Annotated in this window: 10 protein-coding genes; 2 read left to right on the forward strand and 8 right to left on the reverse strand. The window is 66.6% G+C overall.

Annotation, left to right across the window (positions count from 1 at the left end; translation table 11 throughout):
* Positions 1–98: 98 nt before the first annotated feature.
* Entirely contained in the window at positions 99–2,141 is a 2,043-nt protein-coding gene (locus tag FHR20_RS09265) for a phosphocholine-specific phospholipase C (RefSeq protein WP_167299224.1), read from the forward strand.
* A complete protein-coding gene (locus tag FHR20_RS09270) occupies positions 2,138–3,169 on the forward strand; it encodes a Ca2+-dependent phosphoinositide-specific phospholipase C (protein WP_167299225.1) in 1,032 nt (343 codons plus the stop codon). The genes FHR20_RS09265 and FHR20_RS09270 overlap by 4 nt, the downstream gene beginning before the upstream one ends.
* On the opposite strand, the gene FHR20_RS09275 is transcribed toward FHR20_RS09270, so the two are convergent.
* The 8 genes from FHR20_RS09275 to FHR20_RS09310 all read right to left on the reverse strand — a co-directional run bounded on the left by FHR20_RS09275 (position 3,153) and on the right by FHR20_RS09310 (position 20,334).
* Complete coding sequence (locus tag FHR20_RS09275) at positions 3,153–4,478, reverse strand: MFS transporter (RefSeq protein WP_167299226.1); 1,326 nt, start codon at positions 4,476–4,478, stop codon at positions 3,153–3,155. The genes FHR20_RS09270 and FHR20_RS09275 overlap by 17 nt on opposite strands.
* Positions 4,479–4,611: 133 nt before the next feature.
* Positions 4,612–6,054 carry a glycoside hydrolase family 125 protein gene (locus FHR20_RS09280; protein WP_167299227.1) on the reverse strand — a complete coding sequence of 481 codons (1,443 nt, stop codon included), beginning with the start codon at positions 6,052–6,054 and terminating at the stop codon, positions 4,612–4,614.
* A 13-nt stretch (positions 6,055–6,067) separates the two neighbouring features.
* Positions 6,068–7,627, reverse strand: a complete 1,560-nt coding sequence (locus FHR20_RS09285; RefSeq protein WP_167299228.1) for a tryptophan halogenase family protein — start codon at positions 7,625–7,627, stop codon at positions 6,068–6,070.
* Positions 7,628–7,813: 186 nt separating this feature from the next.
* Entirely contained in the window at positions 7,814–10,864 is a 3,051-nt protein-coding gene (locus tag FHR20_RS09290) for a TonB-dependent receptor (protein WP_167299229.1), read from the reverse strand.
* Positions 10,865–11,069: 205 nt separating this feature from the next.
* Positions 11,070–12,827 (reverse strand): endo-beta-N-acetylglucosaminidase, encoded by a 1,758-nt coding sequence (locus FHR20_RS09295; RefSeq protein ID WP_167299230.1) that lies wholly within the window; start codon positions 12,825–12,827, stop codon positions 11,070–11,072.
* The gene (locus FHR20_RS09300; RefSeq protein ID WP_167299231.1) at positions 12,828–15,410 is read right to left on the reverse strand and encodes a beta-mannosidase; all 2,583 of its coding nucleotides are present in this window, start codon (positions 15,408–15,410) and stop codon (positions 12,828–12,830) included.
* Positions 15,407–18,442: a GH92 family glycosyl hydrolase gene (locus tag FHR20_RS09305; RefSeq protein WP_279589394.1), complete on the reverse strand. Its 3,036-nt coding sequence runs from the start codon at positions 18,440–18,442 to the stop codon at positions 15,407–15,409. The genes FHR20_RS09300 and FHR20_RS09305 overlap by 4 nt, the downstream gene beginning before the upstream one ends.
* Positions 18,439–20,334, reverse strand: coding sequence for a sodium:solute symporter family protein (locus tag FHR20_RS09310; RefSeq protein WP_167299233.1), 1,896 nt, complete (start codon positions 20,332–20,334; stop codon positions 18,439–18,441). The genes FHR20_RS09305 and FHR20_RS09310 overlap by 4 nt, the downstream gene beginning before the upstream one ends.
* Between the last annotated feature and the right edge of the window lie 43 nt (positions 20,335–20,377).

The following is a 20,377-nucleotide window of genomic DNA, read 5'->3' on the forward strand; positions in this document are numbered from 1 at the left end:
CCGAGTGCCGGAGCGCCGCAAGCTAGCGCACACGGACAAATGGTCAACAATCGATCGGATTACGCGAGGATGTAATCAAGATCGGGCAATCGACGGTCATGAAGAGCTCCCATATCGACCGCCGCACCTTCGTGGCCAGCGCCGGCGCCCTCGCCGCCGCGCCCGCGACGCTTGCCAAGCCCGCCCGCGCGCGCGGCACGCTCGCGGATGTCGAGCATGTCGTAATCCTGATGCAGGAGAACCGCTCCTTCGACCATTATTTCGGCACGCTGCGGGGCGTGCGCGGATTCGCCGATCCGCGCCCGGCCATACTGCCCTCGGGCCGGACGGTCTGGGAGCAGCGGCAGGACGACAAGGATGGCGGCGCGATCATCCGCCCCTTCCATCTCGACACCCGCGCCACCGCCGCCGGCTGCATGCAGGGCCTCGACCACAGCTGGAAGGGAAGCCATGCCCGGTGGAAGGACTGGGACGTGTGGATGCCGGAGAAGGGCCCGTTCGCGATGGGCTATATGACCCGCGCCGACCTGCCCTATTATTACGCGCTCGCCGATCAGTTCACCATCGCGGACGCCTATCACTGCTCGGTCCACGGGCCGACCGGCCCCAACCGCCTCTATCACTGGACGGGCACCAGCGGCCTTACCGTCGGGCGCGATGGCGCGTTCATCGTCTCCAATGACGGCGTCGATCCGAACGAGACCGCCGATATGGGCCGCGACGATATCAAGGCGCATGCGCTGGACTGGACGCCCTATGCCGCACGTCTCTCGGCCGCGGGGGTGCGGTGGAAGCTCTATCAGGAATATGACAATTACGGCGACAATCCCCTGGCGCTGTTCGCCCGGTATCGCGGGATCGCGAGGGATAGCGCCGAATATGCGGCGGCGCGTGCCTGGGTCGACGGTTCCACCCGCGCGAATGCCGGCACGTCGCGCGGGGAGCATCTGGTCCGCGCCTTCGCCGCCGACGTGATGGCGGACCGCCTGCCGCAAGTGTCCTGGATCGTCGCCCCCTTCCACATGTGCGAGCATCCCGACGCACCGCCCGCTTATGGCCAGGCGCTCAGTGCCCGGCTGATCGCCGCCCTCGCCGCCAATCCGAACGTCTGGGCCAAGACCGTCTTCATCCTCAACTATGACGAGAATGACGGTTTCTTCGACCATATGAGCCCGCCTCTTCCCGCTACGCTGCCGGGCATGGGGGCGAGCACGGTTGCGCTGGACGGCGAGGAATATCGCGGCCAGCCGGTCGGTCTCGGGCCGCGCGTGCCGATGCTGATCGCCTCGCCATGGACGCGGGGCGGCTGGGTGAACTCCGAACTGGCCGATCACACCTCCGTCCTGCGCTTCCTGGAGCGCCGTTTCGGCGTGCCGGAGCCCAATATCAGCCCCTGGCGGCGCGCCGTGTGCGGCGACCTTCTGTCGATGTTCGACTTCGACCTGTCGTCCGCCGCGCGCCGGGACATGTCCTGGTTCGCGGCGCTGCCGGCAGTGGACGGGTATGTCGCCGGCAGCGACGCTGCCTGCCGCCAGGCGAAACCGGCCGTCGCCGAAGCGCCTCCGCCCGCCGGCCAGGAACCGGGCACCCGTCCGGCCCGCGCCCTGCCCTATGATCTCGACCTGGAGCAGCGCTGGGAAGCCGGCCGCCTGCGCCTGGTCTTCCGCAACCGCGGCACGCGCGCGGCCATATTCTGCGTCACCGGTTCCGCCGACGACAACGGGCCCCGCCACTATACCGTAGGCGCGGGCCGGTCGCTCGACGACAGCTGGCCCGTCGACGCCGCCGCACCGCGCACGCTGACGGTGACCGGTCCGAATGGTTTCCATAGATCGATCATGACGGGCACGCGCCTCATCAGCCATGCCGAGCGGGTCGGCGCGGCAACCCATGTCCATATCGCCAACCGCGATACGGCGCCCGTGGAGCTGCGGATCGTTTCGCGCCATGCCGCCCCCAGCGTCGGCCGGCTCCGCCTCTCTCCAGGAGAAGAAGCCACGGTGAAGCTGTCCCCCGTCGACGCGCATCGCTGGTACGACATACGCGTCGAAACCGGCAACGGCACCGTCCACGGGCTCGCGGGACATTGGGAAACCGGCGCTCCGGGCATCAGCGAACCGACGACGGGAGAGCGGGCATGATCCGCACCCTCGCATTGCTGGCGATCGCCGCCGCCTCCGGCACCGCGGTGCCGCCACGCCAGGACCTGCGGCTCGATCAGGTGCAGCTCATCGGTTCGCACAACAGCTATCGCCCCTATCCTTCGCCGCAGCTGCGCGCACGCCTCGCCGGTGCCGGCCCGGCGGAGTGGGCGGGCCTTGCCTATGGCCATCCCCCGCTCGAGGCCCAGCTTGCCCTTGGCTTGCGACAGCTCGAACTGGACGTGGCGCCCGATCCCGACGGGAGCGCCTATGCCGCACCCTATGGCAATGCCGATGCGGCAACCCGCCGGATCATGGCAGCGCCGGGCGCGAAGGTGCTGCACATCGCCGGCTTCGATACCGAGACGCACTGCCTCACGCTGCGCCTGTGCCTGGCGACCCTGCGGCACTGGTCGGACCAGCATCCGGGCCACGGCCCGGTCATGGTCCTGGTCAATACGGGGGATGCCGGCGGGGCGCGCTTCGATGCCGGCAACCTGGCCGCACTCGATGCCGACATCCTGGCGGAGATCGGGCGCGAGCGGCTCGTCACGCCCGACGATGTCCGACACACGCTTCCGACCCTGCGCGCCGCGGCGATCGCGCACCGCTGGCCGAGCCTGGCGCGGGCGGCCGGCCGCTTCCTGTTCGTTCTCGACGGCAGCACCGCGCATGAGGACGCCTATCGCGCCGATCACCCGTCCCTGCGCGGCCGGGCGATGTTCGGCTTCTATCCCGACGACGCGGACGAGGCGGCGGTGTTCAATATCCAGGATCCGGTTGCGGAGGGCGAGCGTATTCGCCGGCTTGTGCGCGCCGGGTTCATCGTCCGCACCCGCGCGGATGTGGGCCTGAAGGAAGCGCGCGCCGCCGATCGCCGGCGGCTCGACGCCGCCATCGCTTCCGGCGCGCAATGGATCAGCAGCGACTTGTACGAAGGGGCCACGAACCCGGAGCGGCTGGCCTATCGTGCCGCGCTGCCGGGCGGGGTCCTCTCGCGCTGCAATCCCGTCACGGCGCGGTGTTGAGGCGCCATGGCATTCTAAACGTGCGCCTCTCGCCGTCGAATGCCCGCAGCGCCAGCGACACCAGCACCGCACTCCCGGCGATGCCGGCATGGATCGCCCAGAATGTCGCTATCGGCACCCGCTCGTACAGGGCGCCCAGCGATCCGACCACCAGATTGGCGAAGAAGCCGTGCAGGTAGAATATGCCGACCATCACGCCTGCGAGCCGCTGCGGCGTTGCGCCGGTGATGATCGCCAGCCCCGCGGGCCAGACCAGCGCCACGCCGAGATCGAGCAACAGCAGCACCGCCAGCGGCCCCGCCATCGAACGTGATCCTGCTCCCGCCACCAGCGCGAGCAGGCCGTAGCCGAGCATCATCGCCACGCATCCCATTGCGAGCCGGTCCCAGTCCCGCAGCGATGCGAGCCATCGCCAGCGCATCGTCAGGATGACCATCAGCACGGTGAAGATGCCGTCCGCCGAAGCGAACCAGGCCGGCGGCACGGACAGCCCCCATAGTGTCGGGCGGATCGCATCCGCCACCCATAGCAGGAAGATGTTGGACACCTGCTCATAGGCGCAGAAGGCCAGGATGACGACGAGGATCGCCCCGATCGCCGTCACCGGGCGATAGACGCGATCCTCGCCGGGCGCCGGGCGGGTGCGCACGTGCCGCGGCGTGGCCGGAATGGTGAGATAGATGCCGAGGCCGGCGAGCATGGCGATCCCCGCGGCCCCGAAGGCATAGCCCCAGCCAAGCGCCTGCGCGAGCAGCCCGCACACGAGCGGCCCCAGCATCACGCCGATGTTGAGGAACGCGAGATAGAGCGCGAACGCCCTGTCCCGCCGGCCATCCGATGCCGGGAAGAGTTCGCCGACCTGCGCGGCGAGATTGCCCTTGAGCAGGCCCGTTCCGATGATGAGCAGCAGCAGCGCCGGCAGCAGCAGATAGGCGTCGGTCAGCAAGAGATGGCCGCAGGAGATGAGCACCGCGCCGACGACGATCGCCGGCCGCCGGCCGACGAGGCGATCCCCCACCAGGCCGCCCAGGGGCAGCACGAAATAGGTCAGCGCCGCATAGAGCCCATAGATGTTGGACCCGAACGCCACGGGCGAAAGCGGGCCCCACACGGACTCGAGCATCGCGCGCAGCCCCGCCATGCCCCAGGGCAGCCCGGCGCCATCGGCCAGCACCTCCCGGACCAGGTAGAGCGTCAGCAACGCCTTCATGCCGTGGAGCGAGAAGCGCTCCCATAATTCCGTGCCGGCCAGTCTGTAGAAGACGGGCCAGCTTGCCGGCCCTGCCCGTCCATTTCCCGCGATACCCATGGGCCAATGGCTATGCGGAACGAATATAACAGGCGCGGGTCGGCTCCATGACAAGCCACGTAACCAACCGAAGCTCAGCGCGCGCCGGCGCCCCTTCCTCTTCCTCCGCAAGCGATTTCGCGGATCGGCGCGCTCACGCGATCAAGGGGACGGAAAGGAGCTTGGGGCGGGTCCTTGCCAGGTGCAGGATCAACTCGCCGAACAGGCCGTTGGCCCAGGCGAACCAGTCGCGCGTGAACTTCGACGCGTCGTCCTTGTGGAACGCCTCGTGCATGAAGCCGGTGCCGGCATGCGTGGCCTTCAAGGTGCGCAGGCACGCGAGGATGGTCGCATCGTCGCCGGAGGACAGCGCACGCACGATGAGCGACATCGGCCAGATGAAGTCCTCGCCCTGGTGCGGCCCGCCAATGCCTTCGCCGGCCTTGCCGTGGAAGAACCACGGATTGGCCTCGCTCCAAGCCGCATCGCGGGTGCGCTGCCAGCGCGGGTCCTTCGCCGATACGCAGCCGAGCCAGGCCAGGCCCGACAGCGAAGGCACATTGGCATCGTCCATGAACAATGCGTTGCCATAGCCATCGACTTCATAGGCCCAGACTTCGCGCCCGTCGGGCAAGGTCATGGCTCCATATCGGGCAAGCGCCTGCTCGACTTCGCCTGCCAGCGCCGCCGCGTCCTGCGCCAATGCCGCGTCGCCGCGCGCCTCGCTCGCCACCGCCGCCAGCTCGCGCAGGGCAGTCATCGCGAACAGGTTGGCAGGCACGAACAACGGGAAGATGCAGGCATCGTCCGACGGGCGGAAAGCCGAATGGATCAGTCCGACCTTGCGCGTCGGCAGGCCGAGGCCGGCCTGGAGCGTCTCGCTCGGCTGCTTGTTGGTCCGCTGGAACTTGTAGGGGCCGGGCCCGTCCTTGCGCTGCTGCTCGCGGAAGGTGCGGACGATCGCCCGGGCGCTTTCGGCCCAGGCGCCATCGAACGGCGCCTTGTCCCCCGTCTCGCGCCAATAGCCATATGCGAGACGCACGACATAGCAGAGCGAATCGATCTCCCATTTGCGCTCGGCGACGCCCGGCCGCATCTCGGTGTCGTCCTCCTTTGCCCAGACCAGCGAGGTCTTCTCGTCGGGATTGTGCATGAAGGCGTTGGCATAGGGGTCGATCAGGACCGATCGCGCGTGGCGGCCGATCAATCCGCGGAACAGCTCGCGCAGCGCCGCGTCCTGCTTCACCAGGTGAAGATAGGGGCGAACCTGCGCCGCCGAATCGCGCAACCACAGGCACGGAATGTCGCCGGTGATCACGAAGGCGTCGGGCTTGCTCTCCACGGTGCCCATCGCGACGGTCGTGTCGAGGGTGTTGGGATAGCAATTGCCGAACAGCCAGGCGAGTTCGGGGTCGGCGATCATCCCGGAAACGCGGGCGATCTCGCGCTCCACCGCCTGGCTGACGAACCGCCGCTCCGCCACGGGCGGGCGCTTGCCGGGAAATCCTGCCGCCCGTGCGATACCCATCGGGCCCAGCATCGCCGAAGTCGCGATCCCGCCGCCGGCCGCGAGCACCGCTCGCCTTGTGATGTCCATTACCGCAGCTCCCCTATGCCTTGACCATGTGCGGCGCTGCGCCGGCCTGCGCCAGCTCCGGCGGCGCCTTGCAGTGCTCGTCGATGAATGCCTGGTGCAAGGGCATGGCCCCGACGCAGTTCGCCAAGGTCGCGCGCGTCCGTTCGAGATACTCGGCCAGCTGGTGCTCGGGCATCTCGTCGACGATCGGGTGATAGCCGTGCGGCACGATGCGCTGGCCCAGCATCACCTGCACCCAGCTCGGCAATGCGAAGAAATCCTCCCCATTGCGAAAATAGCGGCCATCGCTGCGGAACAGGGCCATGGTTTCCTGCAGGGGCGCCGGGACCGACATGGTGCGGCAATGGTCCCAGAACGGCGTGTCGGCGCGCTCGGTCGCATGATAGTGCAGGATGATGAAATCGCGCACGCGTTCCCATTCGAACGCGGATTCCCGGTTGAATCGCTCGGCGAGCAGCGGATCGAAATCCTTGTTCGGGAACAGGCCGAGCAGCCGCTGGATGGTCGACTGGGCCAGATAGATGCTGGTCGATTCCAGCGGCTCCAGGAAACCGGCGGCCAGGCCGGCCGCGACGACGTTCTTGTGCCAGAACTTCCTGCGCATGCCGGTGGTGAAGCGCAGCGGGCGCGGATCCGCGAGTGGCTTTCCGTCAAGGTTCGCGAGCAACGTCGCCGCGGCCTCATCGTCGCTGACGTGCTGGCTGGAATAGACATAGCCGTTGCCGCAGCGATGCTGCAGCGGGATGCGCCATTGCCAGCCGGCCCCGAGCGCAGTGGCGCGCGTATAGGGCGTGAGCGGGCCGACATTCTCGCACGGAACGGCCATCGCCCGGTCGCAGGGCAGCCAATGCGTCCAGTCCGCATAGCCGGTCTCGAGCGCCTGCTCGATCAACAGGCCGCGAAAGCCCGAGCAGTCGACGAACAACTCGCCCTCGATGCGCTCGCCGCTTTCCATCACGACCGCTTCCACGAAACCGTCGCCGGCGCGCTGGATCACTTCGACGATCTTGCCCTCGGTGCGCTGCACGCCCCTGCGCTCGGACAGGTTCCGCAGGAAGCGCGCATACAGGCTCGCGTCGAAATGATAGGCATAGGCGATGTCCGCGAGCGGCGAGCCCTCCGGCGCATTGGCCGGGCTGGGCATGAACCGGTTCAACGGGGCCGCCACCGTCTGCAGCGAATAGGCGCCAATCTCTGCCGCGCGCCCGGCAAGATATTGCTTCAGCCAGAATTGATGGAACGGCAACGGCCCGATGCCCTGGCCGATCTTTCCGAAACCATGGACATAGCTGTCGCCGAGCCGCCCCCAGTCGTTGAACTGGATGCCGAGCTTGAACGTGGCCTGGGTCTCGACGACGAAATCCGCTTCCTTGATGCCCAGCATCTCGGTGTTGAACGTCTTCATGTGCGGAACGCTGGCTTCGCCCACTCCGACGATGCCGACTTCCTCCGATTCGATCAGGCGAACGGAGGCTCCGCGCCCCAGATACGTGGCCAGCACCGCCGCCGCCATCCAGCCGGCGCTGCCGCCCCCCACGACGACGATGTTCCTGATCCGGTTATCGGTGCTCATCGCTGCAAAGTTCCCCCTCATGGCATCGACCGACGGCCATGCCTCAAAGATGATCGCCGATCGTCCAGCCCATGATGCCGCCCCATCGGGCCGCGGCGGCATCCGGGCCCTCCACCGGTTGAGCCGCGCTTCTGTCGTCGGGGGCCTCCTCGCGCCCGCCGGACGCGAGGAGACTGGATGACCGGCCTAGAACTTATAGGTCACGCCGCCATAGACGATACGGCCCGAATAATTGTTGGTCCACAGCCGGGCCTTGGTGTCCTTGCCCAGGTGCGCACGCTGTTCCTCCTTGGTCAGGTTCAGCACCGACGCGCTCAACACCAGTTGCTTGGTGATGTTGTAGGCCACGTTCAGATCGACCTGCTGATAGGGCTCGGAATAGATGCTGAGGCCGTTGTGCAGGCCGCCCACCAGCTCGCCGCGGCGGTTGTACGAGGCGCGCGCCAGGAACTTGTCGCTCTCGTAGAAGACGGTGGCATTGAGCTGGGTCTTCGCGCTGCCGACGAGCGGCGACCTGGCGATTTCCTTCCCGTCCAGGATGACGGCCGCCATGTTGGTATCGTTGTAGGTGAAGTTCGCCTGGAAGCCGAGGCCGAAGTCCAGCGTGTGCTGGGCATAGAGCTCGATACCCTTCGAAACGCCGTTGCGGCCATTGGCCGAAGTCGAGAAGTTGCGGACGGTCACGGTATTGCCGCCGATCGTCAGCTGCTGGTCGCGAGTCACCGGCACGATGAAGTTCTTCACGTCCTTCCGGAACAGGCCGACGCCCACGACCGAGCCGGGGTGGAAATACCATTCCAGCCCGACGTCATATTGCCATGCCTCGAACGGCTTCAGGTCCTTGTTGCTGCCGGATCCGCTCCAGCCCGGATCAGTGCTTCCGCCCGCCGCGCTGCGATCGGAACTATATTCCTGGGAGACGAAGTTGAGGGCGCCCGGAAAGGCGATATCCGTGTAGCCGGTCCGCGAGATCACCTTCGAAACGGCGCCGCGCAACACCAGCCTGTCGGTCAGGTCGACGGCATAGTTCAGGCTGGGCAGGAAGTCGGTATAGGTCTTGTCCAGCGTGTTGAGCTCGAAAGTCTTCTCCTTCACCTCATTCTTGAGGAAGCCGCTCTCGCAGCCCGGCTCGGTCGTGCACGGCTGCGGGGTGCCGCCCGGGCCGTCCACGAAATAGTCGAGGAAACGCTCGATCGCGTCGGTCGACGCGGCATGCTGCTTGGTCCGGGCGACGCGCAGGCCGATATTGCCGCGGATGCGGTCCGCCTTGAAGTTGAGCTGGGTGTAGCCGGAGAGGATCTTCTCGCCGACATTGTAGATGAAGTCGGGCTCCTCGTAGCGAACCGCGTCGCCGTAACGCGCCTTCAGCTGCGCGAGATAGGCCGGGAAATCGATTCCCGGGAAGACGTTGGCGTTGAAGCCGCCCTCGATATGGCCGAGCGCCTTGGCATAGAAATATTCCGGACGCGCCACCGATGCCTGGGCGTCACAACCATTCTGGTAGCGCGTGGTCGTGCCCGGGCAGTACCACAAGGTGTTGCCGGTATTGCGGTGCACCTTGCCGTCGCGATACTTGACGCCGGCCTGGATCGACTGCAGCCACGGGCTCTCGAACAGCCTGGTAAAGTCCGCCTGGACATAGTTTTGCGAAATCGACGTTTCCTTCCAGGAGGAATCGGTCGACCCAAGATCGATCTCGGCAATGCCGGCGCGCAGATTGTCCTGGAGGTCCGGCGAGAAGGTAGCCGACGGCGTGCCGGTCAGATTCCAGGCGCTGAGGCCGTTGCCCATCTGCCATGCGCCGTTGACGAAGCGACGGGGCTTGGCGGACATGCGGAAGTTCAACGACGGGCCGCCCTCGGACCAGGTCCGGCCGCCCACCAGGGTAGCGCGCCACGGACCGCTCTCCCAATCGACCGAGAAGTCGACCGTCTGCGACAGCGCCTTCTCGCGGCTATAGCCGCCCGAGAGCTGCGGCGTGGGGATCGTGCAGTCGTCGGGCCCCCATCCGCCCGAGGGCTTTCCGCCGGCCGCGGCTTCGGCCTCGTTGCAATAATAGGTCCGGCCCGCGAGCTTCCGATATTCCGCGCCGGTCGCGATGGTGCCGCTGGGATCGAGCGTTAGCCCGTTGAGCAGCCTGCCGCCCCCGTAATTTCCGTCCCACGAGACGCGGGCGAGATTCCATTCCGGAATCTTGAGCATGTTGAGCGCATAGTCCCCCTTCAGGTCGAAGCGGAAGTAATTGGCGGTCATGGTGAGGTTGTGAAAGGGCTTCAGCTGCGCGGTCGCCTGGATGCCCAGCCGCTCGCGCTGCTCGTCACGCACCGCGAAATTGACCGAAGTCGGCAGGAAGAAATCCGAATAATGCTTGCCATTCTGGTCGTTGAAGCCCGAGCCGCCCCACCATTTCGACGGCTGCGGATCGAGTGCCTTGCCGTTGACGTCCACGGCGCTCCGCGCGTTGTTGTCGGAATACCAGTTCCAGCTTTCGGTGCTGACCTCCATGCTGCGGTTGGTGCGCCGCTGCCAGGTGGTGCCAACGAGGAAACCGACGGTCTCTGCCTCGTTGCGCCACGAGATCATGCCCGAAAGCTGCGGGTCGACCTTCGCGCTCGTATCGGAATAGGTGCCCTCGGCCGTCACGAAACCCGACCAGGCCGGCAGGTCGAGCGGACGCCGGGTCTTCAGGATCACGGTGCCGCCGATGCCGCCTTCGTCGATCCGCGCCTCCGGCGTCTTGTACAGCTCGGCGCTGGACAGCATGTTCGACGGCAGGAGCACATAGTTGAACGAGCGCGTGGCCTCGTCGTTGGTCTCCGAGGACGCGATATAGTTGCCGTTCAGCTGGGTCAGCGTGAGGCCGGCCTGCAGGCCGCGAACGCTCACCGTCTTGCCCTCCCCGCCATCGCGGGTGATGACCACGCCGGGCACGCGTTGCAGCGCGTCGGCGACGTTCTTGTCGGGAAACTTGCCGATATCCTCGGCCGTGATCACTTCGACGATGGCATTCGCGTCGCGCTTCTGGCGCAAGGCCTGCTGGATCGACGCGCGGTACCCCGTCACGAGGATGGCCTCGCCCTCACCCTCCTGGGCTGCGGTCGCATCGGACCGCGCTTCCTGTGCATGCGCGATCCCAAGCGGCGCGACCGCGGCGATCACGAGGCTGGTGGTGGTCAGCAGAACTTTGCGGAACGTACCCGAATCGGATGCGCCCCCGACAGTGCGACAAAAGGCCATTGCCCCTCTCCCTTTCAAGCGGGCGGCCCGTTGACCGCTAGCCGCCATTTCCTCCCCGATTCCATCGTTCGCCTTGACCCTTTCCTGGGCGAAGCCGCCCGGCCGAGTTCGACGATCCAAATGTAATCGATTACAAAGTTATCGATTACATTTCCTTTGTCAAACGCTTTTATTGCAGCCGAAGCGAGCGATTGACACCGGTTTCCTAGGTCGGCGGGGAACAGCCGTCCCGGATGGTTATCTTCCCTAGATTCAGCGGCTTGGACTGCCCCCGATCAATCACCAGCGAAATTCGCCGTACGGCTTTCCCGGCGAACCGCCCGAGGCACCAGTGGCGTTCCTGCCACACTCCCCTCGCGGTCAATGGGTGAAGTGATTCGCTGCCATCCGCCATCGTCAGGCGCAGCGCATAGCCCGGCGACGCGGCGATCGCGGTCACCGAGAGCCCGGTCCGGGCATCGATCGGCAGATCCGTGAGGAACAGCGGCACTTCGGCCGGGTTGCCAAGCACGGCCTGGGGCGCCACGCGCAGCGAGCTGCCGCCCTGCCATGCGCGCTGGAAATCATAGCCGATCCGCAATCGCGCGGCGGGCGAATAGGCAAATTGCCAGCTCGGGAGCGGGTCTTGTCGCGCCATGTCGTGCCACGGGCCGCCGACGACGCGCCCGTCCCGGAAATCGGTCAGGCCATGACCAGTGTTGAAACCGGTCTCGAACGGCAGCTTCGCGATCGTCGAGCGCGCCGGCACCAGCGCCGCGATGCCTTCCCACGCGCCGGTTCGCATCGCTTCCGTGGAATTTCCCGCGGCCATGTTGCGGTCGTCGCCGGCGAACAGCCGGACCTCGCCGTCATAAAAGGCTTCCGCATCCCGCGGATTGGCGCGAAAATCGCCGAATTCCCCGCCGGCATTGAAGTTGAAGTTCGGGGCGAAGAGCGCGACCGAGCCGAGGGCCGGCCCGTCCCCATGCTCGCGCAGGCCGCGCAGCCAACGCTTGTTGCCGAACGCCTGCTGCGCATTGTGACGGGCCGGCCAAAGATCGGCACCGACGAACAGCGCATAGCGGTCTCGCCCCCGCGCCTCGGCGAGCGCCGCACCCGCGCGCAATCCCGCGGGGGTCCACGCATAGTTGAGGAACATCGCGTCCGACACGCGCGTCGCGCCATCCTGCAGCAATGGCGCATTGCCGGCGGTATAGGCATTCTGCCACTGGACGCGGCCATCGGGCAGCATCGCGTCATACCAATGGATTTCCATGCCCGGGGGGGCGATCCGCGTCAGATACGCCATGAACCGCGTCATGCGCCGGGCAAGCTCGGGCGAGACGTCGGTCTCCTGGTTGATCAGCCAGCCGTCAAAGCCATAGTGGCGGGCGAGCTCGACGAGACGGTCGGCGGCGGGAAAGCGCCCTTCGCCCTCCTCCCGCAGGAACGCCTCGAGCGTCTTCGCCGATCCGCCCCAGGCGAGCGGGGCGAAGAACGCGGTGCCGATCACTTTCACGCCGTTACGGTGCGCGGTGTCGACCCATGGCCGGGCCGGGATCAGCACATTGTGCCCCGCAGTACCGGCAAACCACGACAACACGTCGATCTGGGCCCAATGGGTGAAGGTATAGAGATTGAACCGGGGCTGCGGCGCCAGATAGTTGCCGAAATTGTTCATTCCGTCAGGGGCGAACAGCACGCGGACCTTCGGATCCAGCCGCGCGGCGGGATCAGGCCCCGGCCCCGGATCGACCATGCGGCCGGCGAGCGGCACGCGCGAGACATTGCCCGCATCGGCAAGCGGGCCGGCCGCCTCCCACGCGAAGAGCTGCTCCACGCTGAGCGCGAAGGGCGGCGAGAGCGCCAGGGGGGCGTCCGCGGCGTGCGGCGCCCGAGCGAACGCCGCGGAGCCGGGCAACGCCAGCGCGATGGCGAATGCGGTGCCTCGCCACAAGGCCGCGCGGATGAGCCGGCGCGCCACTCAACCCTCTGCCGCCGCGGCGCGCCGAGCCGGCCCCGCGAGCGCGGCCCGTGCCGGCACCGTCGCGTGCGTGTCCCTGACCGAAGTCACGCGAAGCGTCGCGGGATCGAAACGGCGGCCGTCGCGCACCCGCACCACCCGGGCCTCCCCGGCGAGCAGATCGAAGAAATTGTCGTCGAAATTGATGGGCGATCCCGGGGTATCGAGGGGAGCCGCGGCGATATGGACCGCCCGGGCGAACCGTCGCGCGCTGACCCGTACGACGTCGGGATTCAGGATTTCGATCTCGATCCCCGGCTCGGGCAGGGCCGAGGCGTGGACCGCCGCCGGGTGGACGATGTTCGAGGCCAGCGCCTCGCCCTGTCGGGTCAGCCGCAACGTCAGCACCGTAGTCGCGCGATCCAGCGCCGGCAGATCGTCGGCCGGGACCAGCAGAAGTTCGCGCGCTTCGTTCGCGCCGAGCCGGACTTCGCGCGCCGTGCCCCACAGCACGACACCGTCGAAATCGACCAGCTCGGCCACCAGCTCGACCGCGAGGTCCTCTGTCAGGTCGGACACGCCATGGATGCGGAAGCCGCCGTCGCGCGCCTCGGCACAGACCAGAACCGGCGCGAACGAGCGGGCGGCCTGATAGTGCAACGCCTTCCATTGCCCGTAATAGTCGATCCCCGACCAGGAGACTGCCGGCCAGCAATCGTTGAGCTGCCAGTAGAGCGAACCCATGCACATCGGCATGTTCCGCCGGTGCGCCTCGAAGGCAACGCGCAGCCCATCGGCCTGGAGCACCTGGCTGAGGTAGCAGAAATGCTCGAAACCGGTCGGTTCGCCGAAGGCCTCGCGCACGAAACGCCCGATGATCGCATCGCCTCGCCCATGTTTCTGGTGAACCGAAAGCACGGACGAGCCAAGCGTTCGATCCTCCGATGCGGTGAAGCGCTTCACGGAATCCAGCAGCGGATAGGACTGGAAGCCATATTCGCTCATGAAGCGGGACAGCCGCTCGCCATAGGTCGCGAAGGGCAGTTCGCCGTGCCAAACGCCCCAATAATGGCCATCGCCGCGCATATCGTCGGCCGGGTCGTTCCAGTGGCCGATGGGCGATGACGGAAAATAGAAGCGATCCGGATCGAGCCGCGCGACCACATCGGGCAGCAGTTCGTCGAACAGCCGGGCATTTCCCGCCACCATCGCCGCGAACTGCTCGGCGGAGTAGTCGAATTTCTCCGGCCATTCCCAATGGGCCACACCCAGGCTGATCTCGTTGTTGCCGCACCACAGCGCGAGGCAGGCATGATGCCGCAACCGGCGGACCGCCTGCATGGCTTCTTCCTCGACGAGCTGGAGAAAGGCCTCGTCCGAGGGATAGAGCGTGCACGAGAACATGAAATCCTGCCAGATCAGGATGCCGTGCTCGTCGGCGAGATCGTAGAACAAATCGCACTCGTACACCCCGCCTCCCCAGACGCGGAGCATGTTCATGTTGGCGTCCGCCGTGTCGCGGAAGAGCTGGCGATGGCGCTCGGGCGTGACAGCTTCCTGGAAACTGTCCTGCGGGATGTAATTGGCCCCCTTCATGAACACCGGGCGCCCGTTCACCTTGAGATAGAAACACTCGCCATGCGCGTCAGGGTGATTGACCACTTCGATGGTGCGCAATCCGATCCGCTGCACCGTCGCATCGATCGGGCCGTCCTTGTCGACCAGCCGCACGGTGAAGGCGTAGAGACAGGCTTCGCCCAGCCCGTTGGGCCACCAGAGCCGGGGGCCGTCAATCGTCGCCGCGATCCGGTGCGACCGCATGCCCGGCTCGAGCGACACGGGATGCCGGACGATAGGCATGCCCGGCCGGTCGCACGTCAGCTCCAGCCAAGCCTGGCCATCCGCCTGCCCTTCGATCTCGACGGTGAAGGCCAACTCGGCCCGTTCGGGCGACAGGTCGACGATCTCGTGCCGCAATTCGGCAATGCGCGCCTTGCGGACAAGGTCGAGCCAGACTGGCCGCCACACGCCCGACGTGACGTATTTCGGGCCCCAGTCCCAACCGAAATGATAGGGCGCCTTGCGGACATAGACGCTGGCGTGATCCGCGGTCTTGTCGTTTTCCGCCGGGTAGAGCACGCCCTCGCGCGCGCGCCGCTCGGCACCTGGCGCAACCGGCGACTTGAACCGGAGCGCCAGTTCGTTTCGGCCCGGCCGCAGCAGCGCCCGGCACTCGGCCCGATGGACACAGAACATGTTCTCTGCCCGCAACAGGGGCATGCCGTTGAGCGCCACCGAGCAATAGGTATCGAGCCCTTCGAAGACCAGCGCGACGCTGTCGGCAGCCAGATCCTCGCCCGATATCTCGAACGCGCAGCTATATTCCCAGTCCTCGTTCTCGATCCATTGCAGTCGAAGCTCGGCGTCACGCGCGAACGGGTCCTCGATCACGCCGTTGCGCAGCAGGTCGGAGAAATTCGAGCCGGGCACGCTGGCCGGCATCCATGCCGTATCGCCGGCCCGGCGAAACACCCAGCCATCGGCGATCGGAATGCGCCGGCGCAGCGCGATATGTGCGGCCGCAGCCGCGGCAGAAGCGGTCATTGCAATAGGATCTCGTCAAGGAACAGCCATGCCTTTCGCCCGGGCGGGCTGAGGCCTGGCGGCATGGTGCCCGCGGAAAGCACGCGGACCTGATAATGTCGGAAGCTGCCGCGCACGGGGATGCGCAGGCGATCGACCGCCTGCCGGATCTCATGCGGTGCGGCTACATCGCGGCTGCCCACCAGCGACAGCGCCCCCGCTTCGCTTCCGGCCCAGATCTCGATCCGCCGCGGCACGAGGATGCCGTTCATTGGATCGTCGAGATAGCCGATCGTCACGCTGCGGACGGGCCGCGACCTGCCGAGATCGATGGTCGCGGTGATGTCGCCCAGCCGCCCCGACCATTTCTTGTCCCCATAGAAGCGGGTTCCGCGCTGCTGGTCGATCAGCATCGCGCCGTCGGCCCGGCCATAGGGCATGTCGGGCTCCGCGATGGCGATCCGCGGATAGCCGGGCCCGAGACCGACGGTAGCGGCGCGCGCATAATGTTTCTCGAAGATCGTGCTCATCGCCAGCCCTTCGCGCAGGGCAACGGCCTTCAGCACCGTGTCATGGCTGATCCGAAGCGGGCCGGCATAGCGCCGCGATCGCCCATCCGGCTCGCGGCCATCGAGGGTATAGCGAATGACCGCGCCCGGCTCGGCGGTCTGCAGGACGACCGTGCGCGAACCGGCGAAATATGCCGCGGCATCCGAGTCGAACGGCGCCCAGGCGGCGCGATGCGGCACTTCCGCCGGCAGCTTGTCGTCGAACGCGCCTAGGCTGGTCTCCCGCGGATCGCTTCCCCATGCGCGGTTCGGCTTCGGCCCCATCTCGAACCGCAGCACGCCGCCGGCCATGATCCGCTCGTGCCGGATATAGCTATAGGGGTAAGGCTTGCCGTCGAGCGTCGCCGACTGGACGAAGATGTTCTCGGGCGTCAGGCCGTCGGCCTCGACGACGAAGGTCTTGCCGCTTTCGAGCCCGATCGTCGCGCGGCGATGATGGGGCGCCGTGATCTGATAGGTCAGGTCGCCCGGCGCGATCGGATAGAAGCCGAGCGTGGCAAGCAGATACCAGGCCGACATCTGGCCCAGATCCTCGTTGTTGACGAGGCCGTCCGGTCGATCGGCGTACATTTCCCGGACCAGGCGGTTCACATAGAGCTGCGTCAGCCACGGCTCGCCGACGAGATTGAACAGCCAGGCCATGTGATGCCCCGGCTCGTCCCCATGCGCATAGCGGCCGATAAAGCCCGAGATGTCGACATGCTGCTCGCCACCGATCGGCCGAGTGTCGGTGAAGATTCCCTCGAGCCAGCGCGCATAGGCTTCGCGTCCGCCGTGCAGCCGGATCGCGGCGACCATGTCGTGCGGCGTATAGCTCGAATAGGCCCAGATATTGCCCGAGACATAGTGCCGGTTCAGCGTATCCCAGGTGTCCATCGGCACCGGCACCCTGCTCCCGTCGGCCAGCCGCGGCAGCAGATAGCCGTTGGCCGGATCATAGAGCTGGCGCCAACCGGTCGCGCGCCCGGCGAAGAGCGCGGCATCCGCGCGCTTGCCGAGCTTCTCCGCGACGCGGCCGATCGCCCAGTCCTCGTAATTCTGCTCGGTGGTCTTGGAGACCGAGCTCGCCACGTCGGCGGGCACGAACCCATAGGCCAGATAGCCCGCCATGCCGTTCGCGTCATAGACGTTGCTGTGCTTGGTCGTGTCGAAGGCGCTGGCGCGAATCGCCGCATAGGCGGCTTCGGGATCGACGCCGGGGATGCCCTTCAGCACCGCGTCGGCGATCGGCGAGACGATGCTGTAGCCGATCATCACGCGATTGTCGTGGCCGACGGCCTCCCAGCTCGGCAGCAACAGGCCCTGCTCGGCATGGCGCGAGACCATCGAGGCAACGATCTCGCCATCCTTCTTCGTGTCGATGATGGTCAGCAGCGGATGCAGCGCGCGATAGGTGTCCCAGTTCGAAAAATTGCTGAACTGCGGGATCCTCGACTGGCGGACCTTGCCGTCGAGATAATAGGCCCCCGTGACGTCCGAGACCAGGTTGGGCGCGATCGCCGCATGATAGGCCGCGGTGTAGAACAACCGCTTCTGCCGCGCATCGCCTTCGATGGTGATCCGCGACAGGCGCTCCTGCCACAGGCGGGTGGCGTCGGCCAGCGCTGCATCGAACGTACGGCCCCGCGCATCGGCATCGAAATTGGCCTGCGCACCGCCCTCGCCCGTATGTGACAATGCCACGGCGACTTCGACGCTATCCCCGTCCCCCGGCGCGAATTGCACCAGCGCCTTGATCGCGCGTCCCGTCCGGGCGCGCCCCTCGACCGGGCGGTCGTCCTCCGTCAGCCTCGCGCTGGCGAACGGTTGCGAGAAACGCGCGACGAAGAAGACCGAACGGTCGCCCGACGACTGGCTGATCGCGCGCTTCCAGCCGCGGATCTCATGGTCGGAGACGATCTCGACTTCGGTGCGATAGGCGTGGTCCCCCACGCTGTGGGTCGGATCGATCACCACATAACGTGCCGCATCGCCCCGATAGGTATAGCGATGAAAGCCGGCGCGCGCGGCAGCGGTCAGCTCTGCATCGACGTCCGGATCGTCCAGATGGACGCGGTAGTAACCCGGCCGCGCCAGTTCGCGCGCGTGCGAGAAGCGCGAGCGATAGCCCGAACCCGGCCGCTCCGCCGAGCCGGCGTCGGTCGAGGGCGAGCGCGTCGGCATCAGCAGGATGTCGCCGAGCGCCGAAAGCCCCGCCCCGCTGATATGCGTATGCGCGAAGCCTTTGATGTCCTCGTCGGAATAATGGTAGCCCGAGGTCCAGTTCCAGCCATTGCGGTCGTTCGACGGGCTGAGCTGGACCATGCCGAACGGGACGGTGGCGCCGGGAAAGGTGTGGCCGTTGCCGCCGGTGCCGATCAGCGGATCGACATAGGCGACAAGGTCCTCGCCAGGCCTGGCCGCCACGGGTGCTTCCCGCGCGCCCGCGCCGACGGCCAGCAGCAATGCCGCGGCTACGAACCGCATGCCCGTCCGCCGAGTCATCGCGCAATCTCCGGCGCGGCGTCCAACCGCGCCATGTCGCTCGGCCAGTCCTCGAGCCGGCGGTACCAGGTGCGCCACAGGATCAGCCCGCCGGCGGATGCGACCGCGATTGCCGCCAGCAGGCCTGGGATATTCTTGAGCACGAGGAAGATGGGCACCGCCACCAGGCTGGTCTGGACGATCGTGCCCACCGCGATGTTGAACATGTCGCGCGGGAAGTTGCGGTTCGGCCGTGCCCCCGGCCGCTCCTGCGCGAGCGCGCGATGTACCGGCCCCCAGAAGCCCCAGGGACGCACCCGGTCGTAGAAGGTCTTGAGCACCGCCATGTCGGTCGGCGGAGTCATCAGGCTTACGGTGACGGCAACGGTCCCCGCGACCAGGATCACCAGCGGGAAGAGATAGAGCGCCAGGACGGAGCCCATGTCGGGCAGCAGCGCCCCGAACAGGAACGGGAAGGTCATCGCACAGGCCATGCCGGCGACCGTCCCCCAGAAATAGCCATGGCCGTTGAACCGCCACCAATACCATTTGATCACGTTCGACGCGGTGTAGCCGCCCCACAGGCCCGACACGATCCATTGCAGGGCATCGTTGATGCTCGAGACGAACAAGCCGATCCCCATGCTGAGCAGGACGACGGTGAGCGACACGGCATAGCTCATCCAGATCATCCTGCGCTGCGATGCGTCCGGATTGACGTAGCGACGGTAGATGTCGTTCACGAGGTAGAGCGGCGCCGCGTTGAGACTGCTTGCGAACGTCGCCATGAACGCGGCGAGCAAGCCGGTGACGATGAGCCCGCGCATGCCGGTGGGCGCGAAGCTCTGGATCGCGGCCGGCAGGATGCTCTCATAGTCGATCCGCCCACCGGAGACGAGATCGAGCCGGTCGACGAAGACCAGTGCCAGCACCGTGAAGCCCGTGATCATCAGATAGCGGATCGGCATCAGCACCACCGAGACGAAACCGGTCAGCTTCGCCGCGTCGCGCGGCGTGCGGGTCGCCAGGATGCGCTGCATGTCATAGCTCGGCGCGGGGCCGGCGGCGCTCTTCAATATCCCCGAGAAGAGCATCATCATGAACAGCGCGCCGAACAGGCCGTAGCCGTCCGCCGCGATCTTGGTCTGGACCTCGGGCTGGATCGCGTGCCAGTCCAGATCGAGCGACCAGCCGAAAAATGGGTTCATCCACCCTTGGGGCGTGGCAGCCACCACCTGTTCCGGCGAAACCAATGTCATGGCGAGGCCAGCGATGAAAATCGCCGCAATGGTCATGATCGAGAATTGCAGGACATCGGTCCACACGATCCCGGGCATGCCGCCGAGCACGACGTAGAGCGTGACCAGGCTGGTGAAGAACACCGCATAGATATTCGGCACCAGCGCGGGATCGACCGTCATCCCGCCGAGCAGCGGCGCCACCGTTTCCCACGGGATGAAGAGCTCCATGAACTTGCCGATGCCGACAAAGGCATAGGCGAGGAAGCCGACCACGCAGAACAGCGCGAAGACCACCACCGAAAGATGGGAGAGCCGGCTTCCCGCCCCCTCCCCGAAGCGCAGCAGGATCCACTCGGCCCCGGAGCGCACGTTCGAACGGCGCAGCCACAGCGCGAGGAAGGCCATCAGGAAGACCTGATTGAACACCGGCCAGAGCCAGGGGAGCCAGACGCTCTTCAAGCCATAGACGAACAGCAGCGTCGTCAGCCACATCGTGCCCGAGATATCGAACATCCCCGACGCGTCGGACAGGCAGAGCAGATACCAGGGCATCTTCTTGTTGCCGAGATAATAGCTGTCGATGCTCTGCGCCGCGCGGCGACGCACCACCAGCGCGATGACGAGCGTTGCCAGGAGATAGGCGGCGACGATCGCGCCATCGATAACGGTCAATCCTGCCCCCTCTCCAACGAACCCGTTGGCGCCGCGCCCGCCG

It is taken from the genome of Sphingomonas leidyi (assembly GCF_011761945.1).
GTDB lineage: Bacteria > Pseudomonadota > Alphaproteobacteria > Sphingomonadales > Sphingomonadaceae > Sphingomonas > Sphingomonas leidyi.

Excerpts from the sequence above, each read along its gene's own strand:
- FHR20_RS09305 (WP_279589394.1), bottom strand. The coding sequence starts at position 18,442 with ATGACTCGGCGGACGGGCATGCGGTTCGTAGCCGCGGCATTGCTGCTG.
- FHR20_RS09300 (WP_167299231.1), bottom strand. The coding sequence starts at position 15,410 with ATGACCGCTTCTGCCGCGGCTGCGGCCGCACATATCGCGCTGCGCCGG.
- FHR20_RS09285 (WP_167299228.1), bottom strand. The coding sequence starts at position 7,627 with ATGAGCACCGATAACCGGATCAGGAACATCGTCGTCGTGGGGGGCGGC.
- FHR20_RS09275 (WP_167299226.1), bottom strand. The coding sequence starts at position 4,478 with ATGGGTATCGCGGGAAATGGACGGGCAGGGCCGGCAAGCTGGCCCGTC.
- FHR20_RS09280 (WP_167299227.1), bottom strand. The coding sequence starts at position 6,054 with ATGGACATCACAAGGCGAGCGGTGCTCGCGGCCGGCGGCGGGATCGCG.
- FHR20_RS09265 (WP_167299224.1), top strand. The coding sequence starts at position 99 with ATGAAGAGCTCCCATATCGACCGCCGCACCTTCGTGGCCAGCGCCGGC.
- FHR20_RS09290 (WP_167299229.1), bottom strand. The coding sequence starts at position 10,864 with ATGGCCTTTTGTCGCACTGTCGGGGGCGCATCCGATTCGGGTACGTTC.
- FHR20_RS09270 (WP_167299225.1), top strand. The coding sequence starts at position 2,138 with ATGATCCGCACCCTCGCATTGCTGGCGATCGCCGCCGCCTCCGGCACC.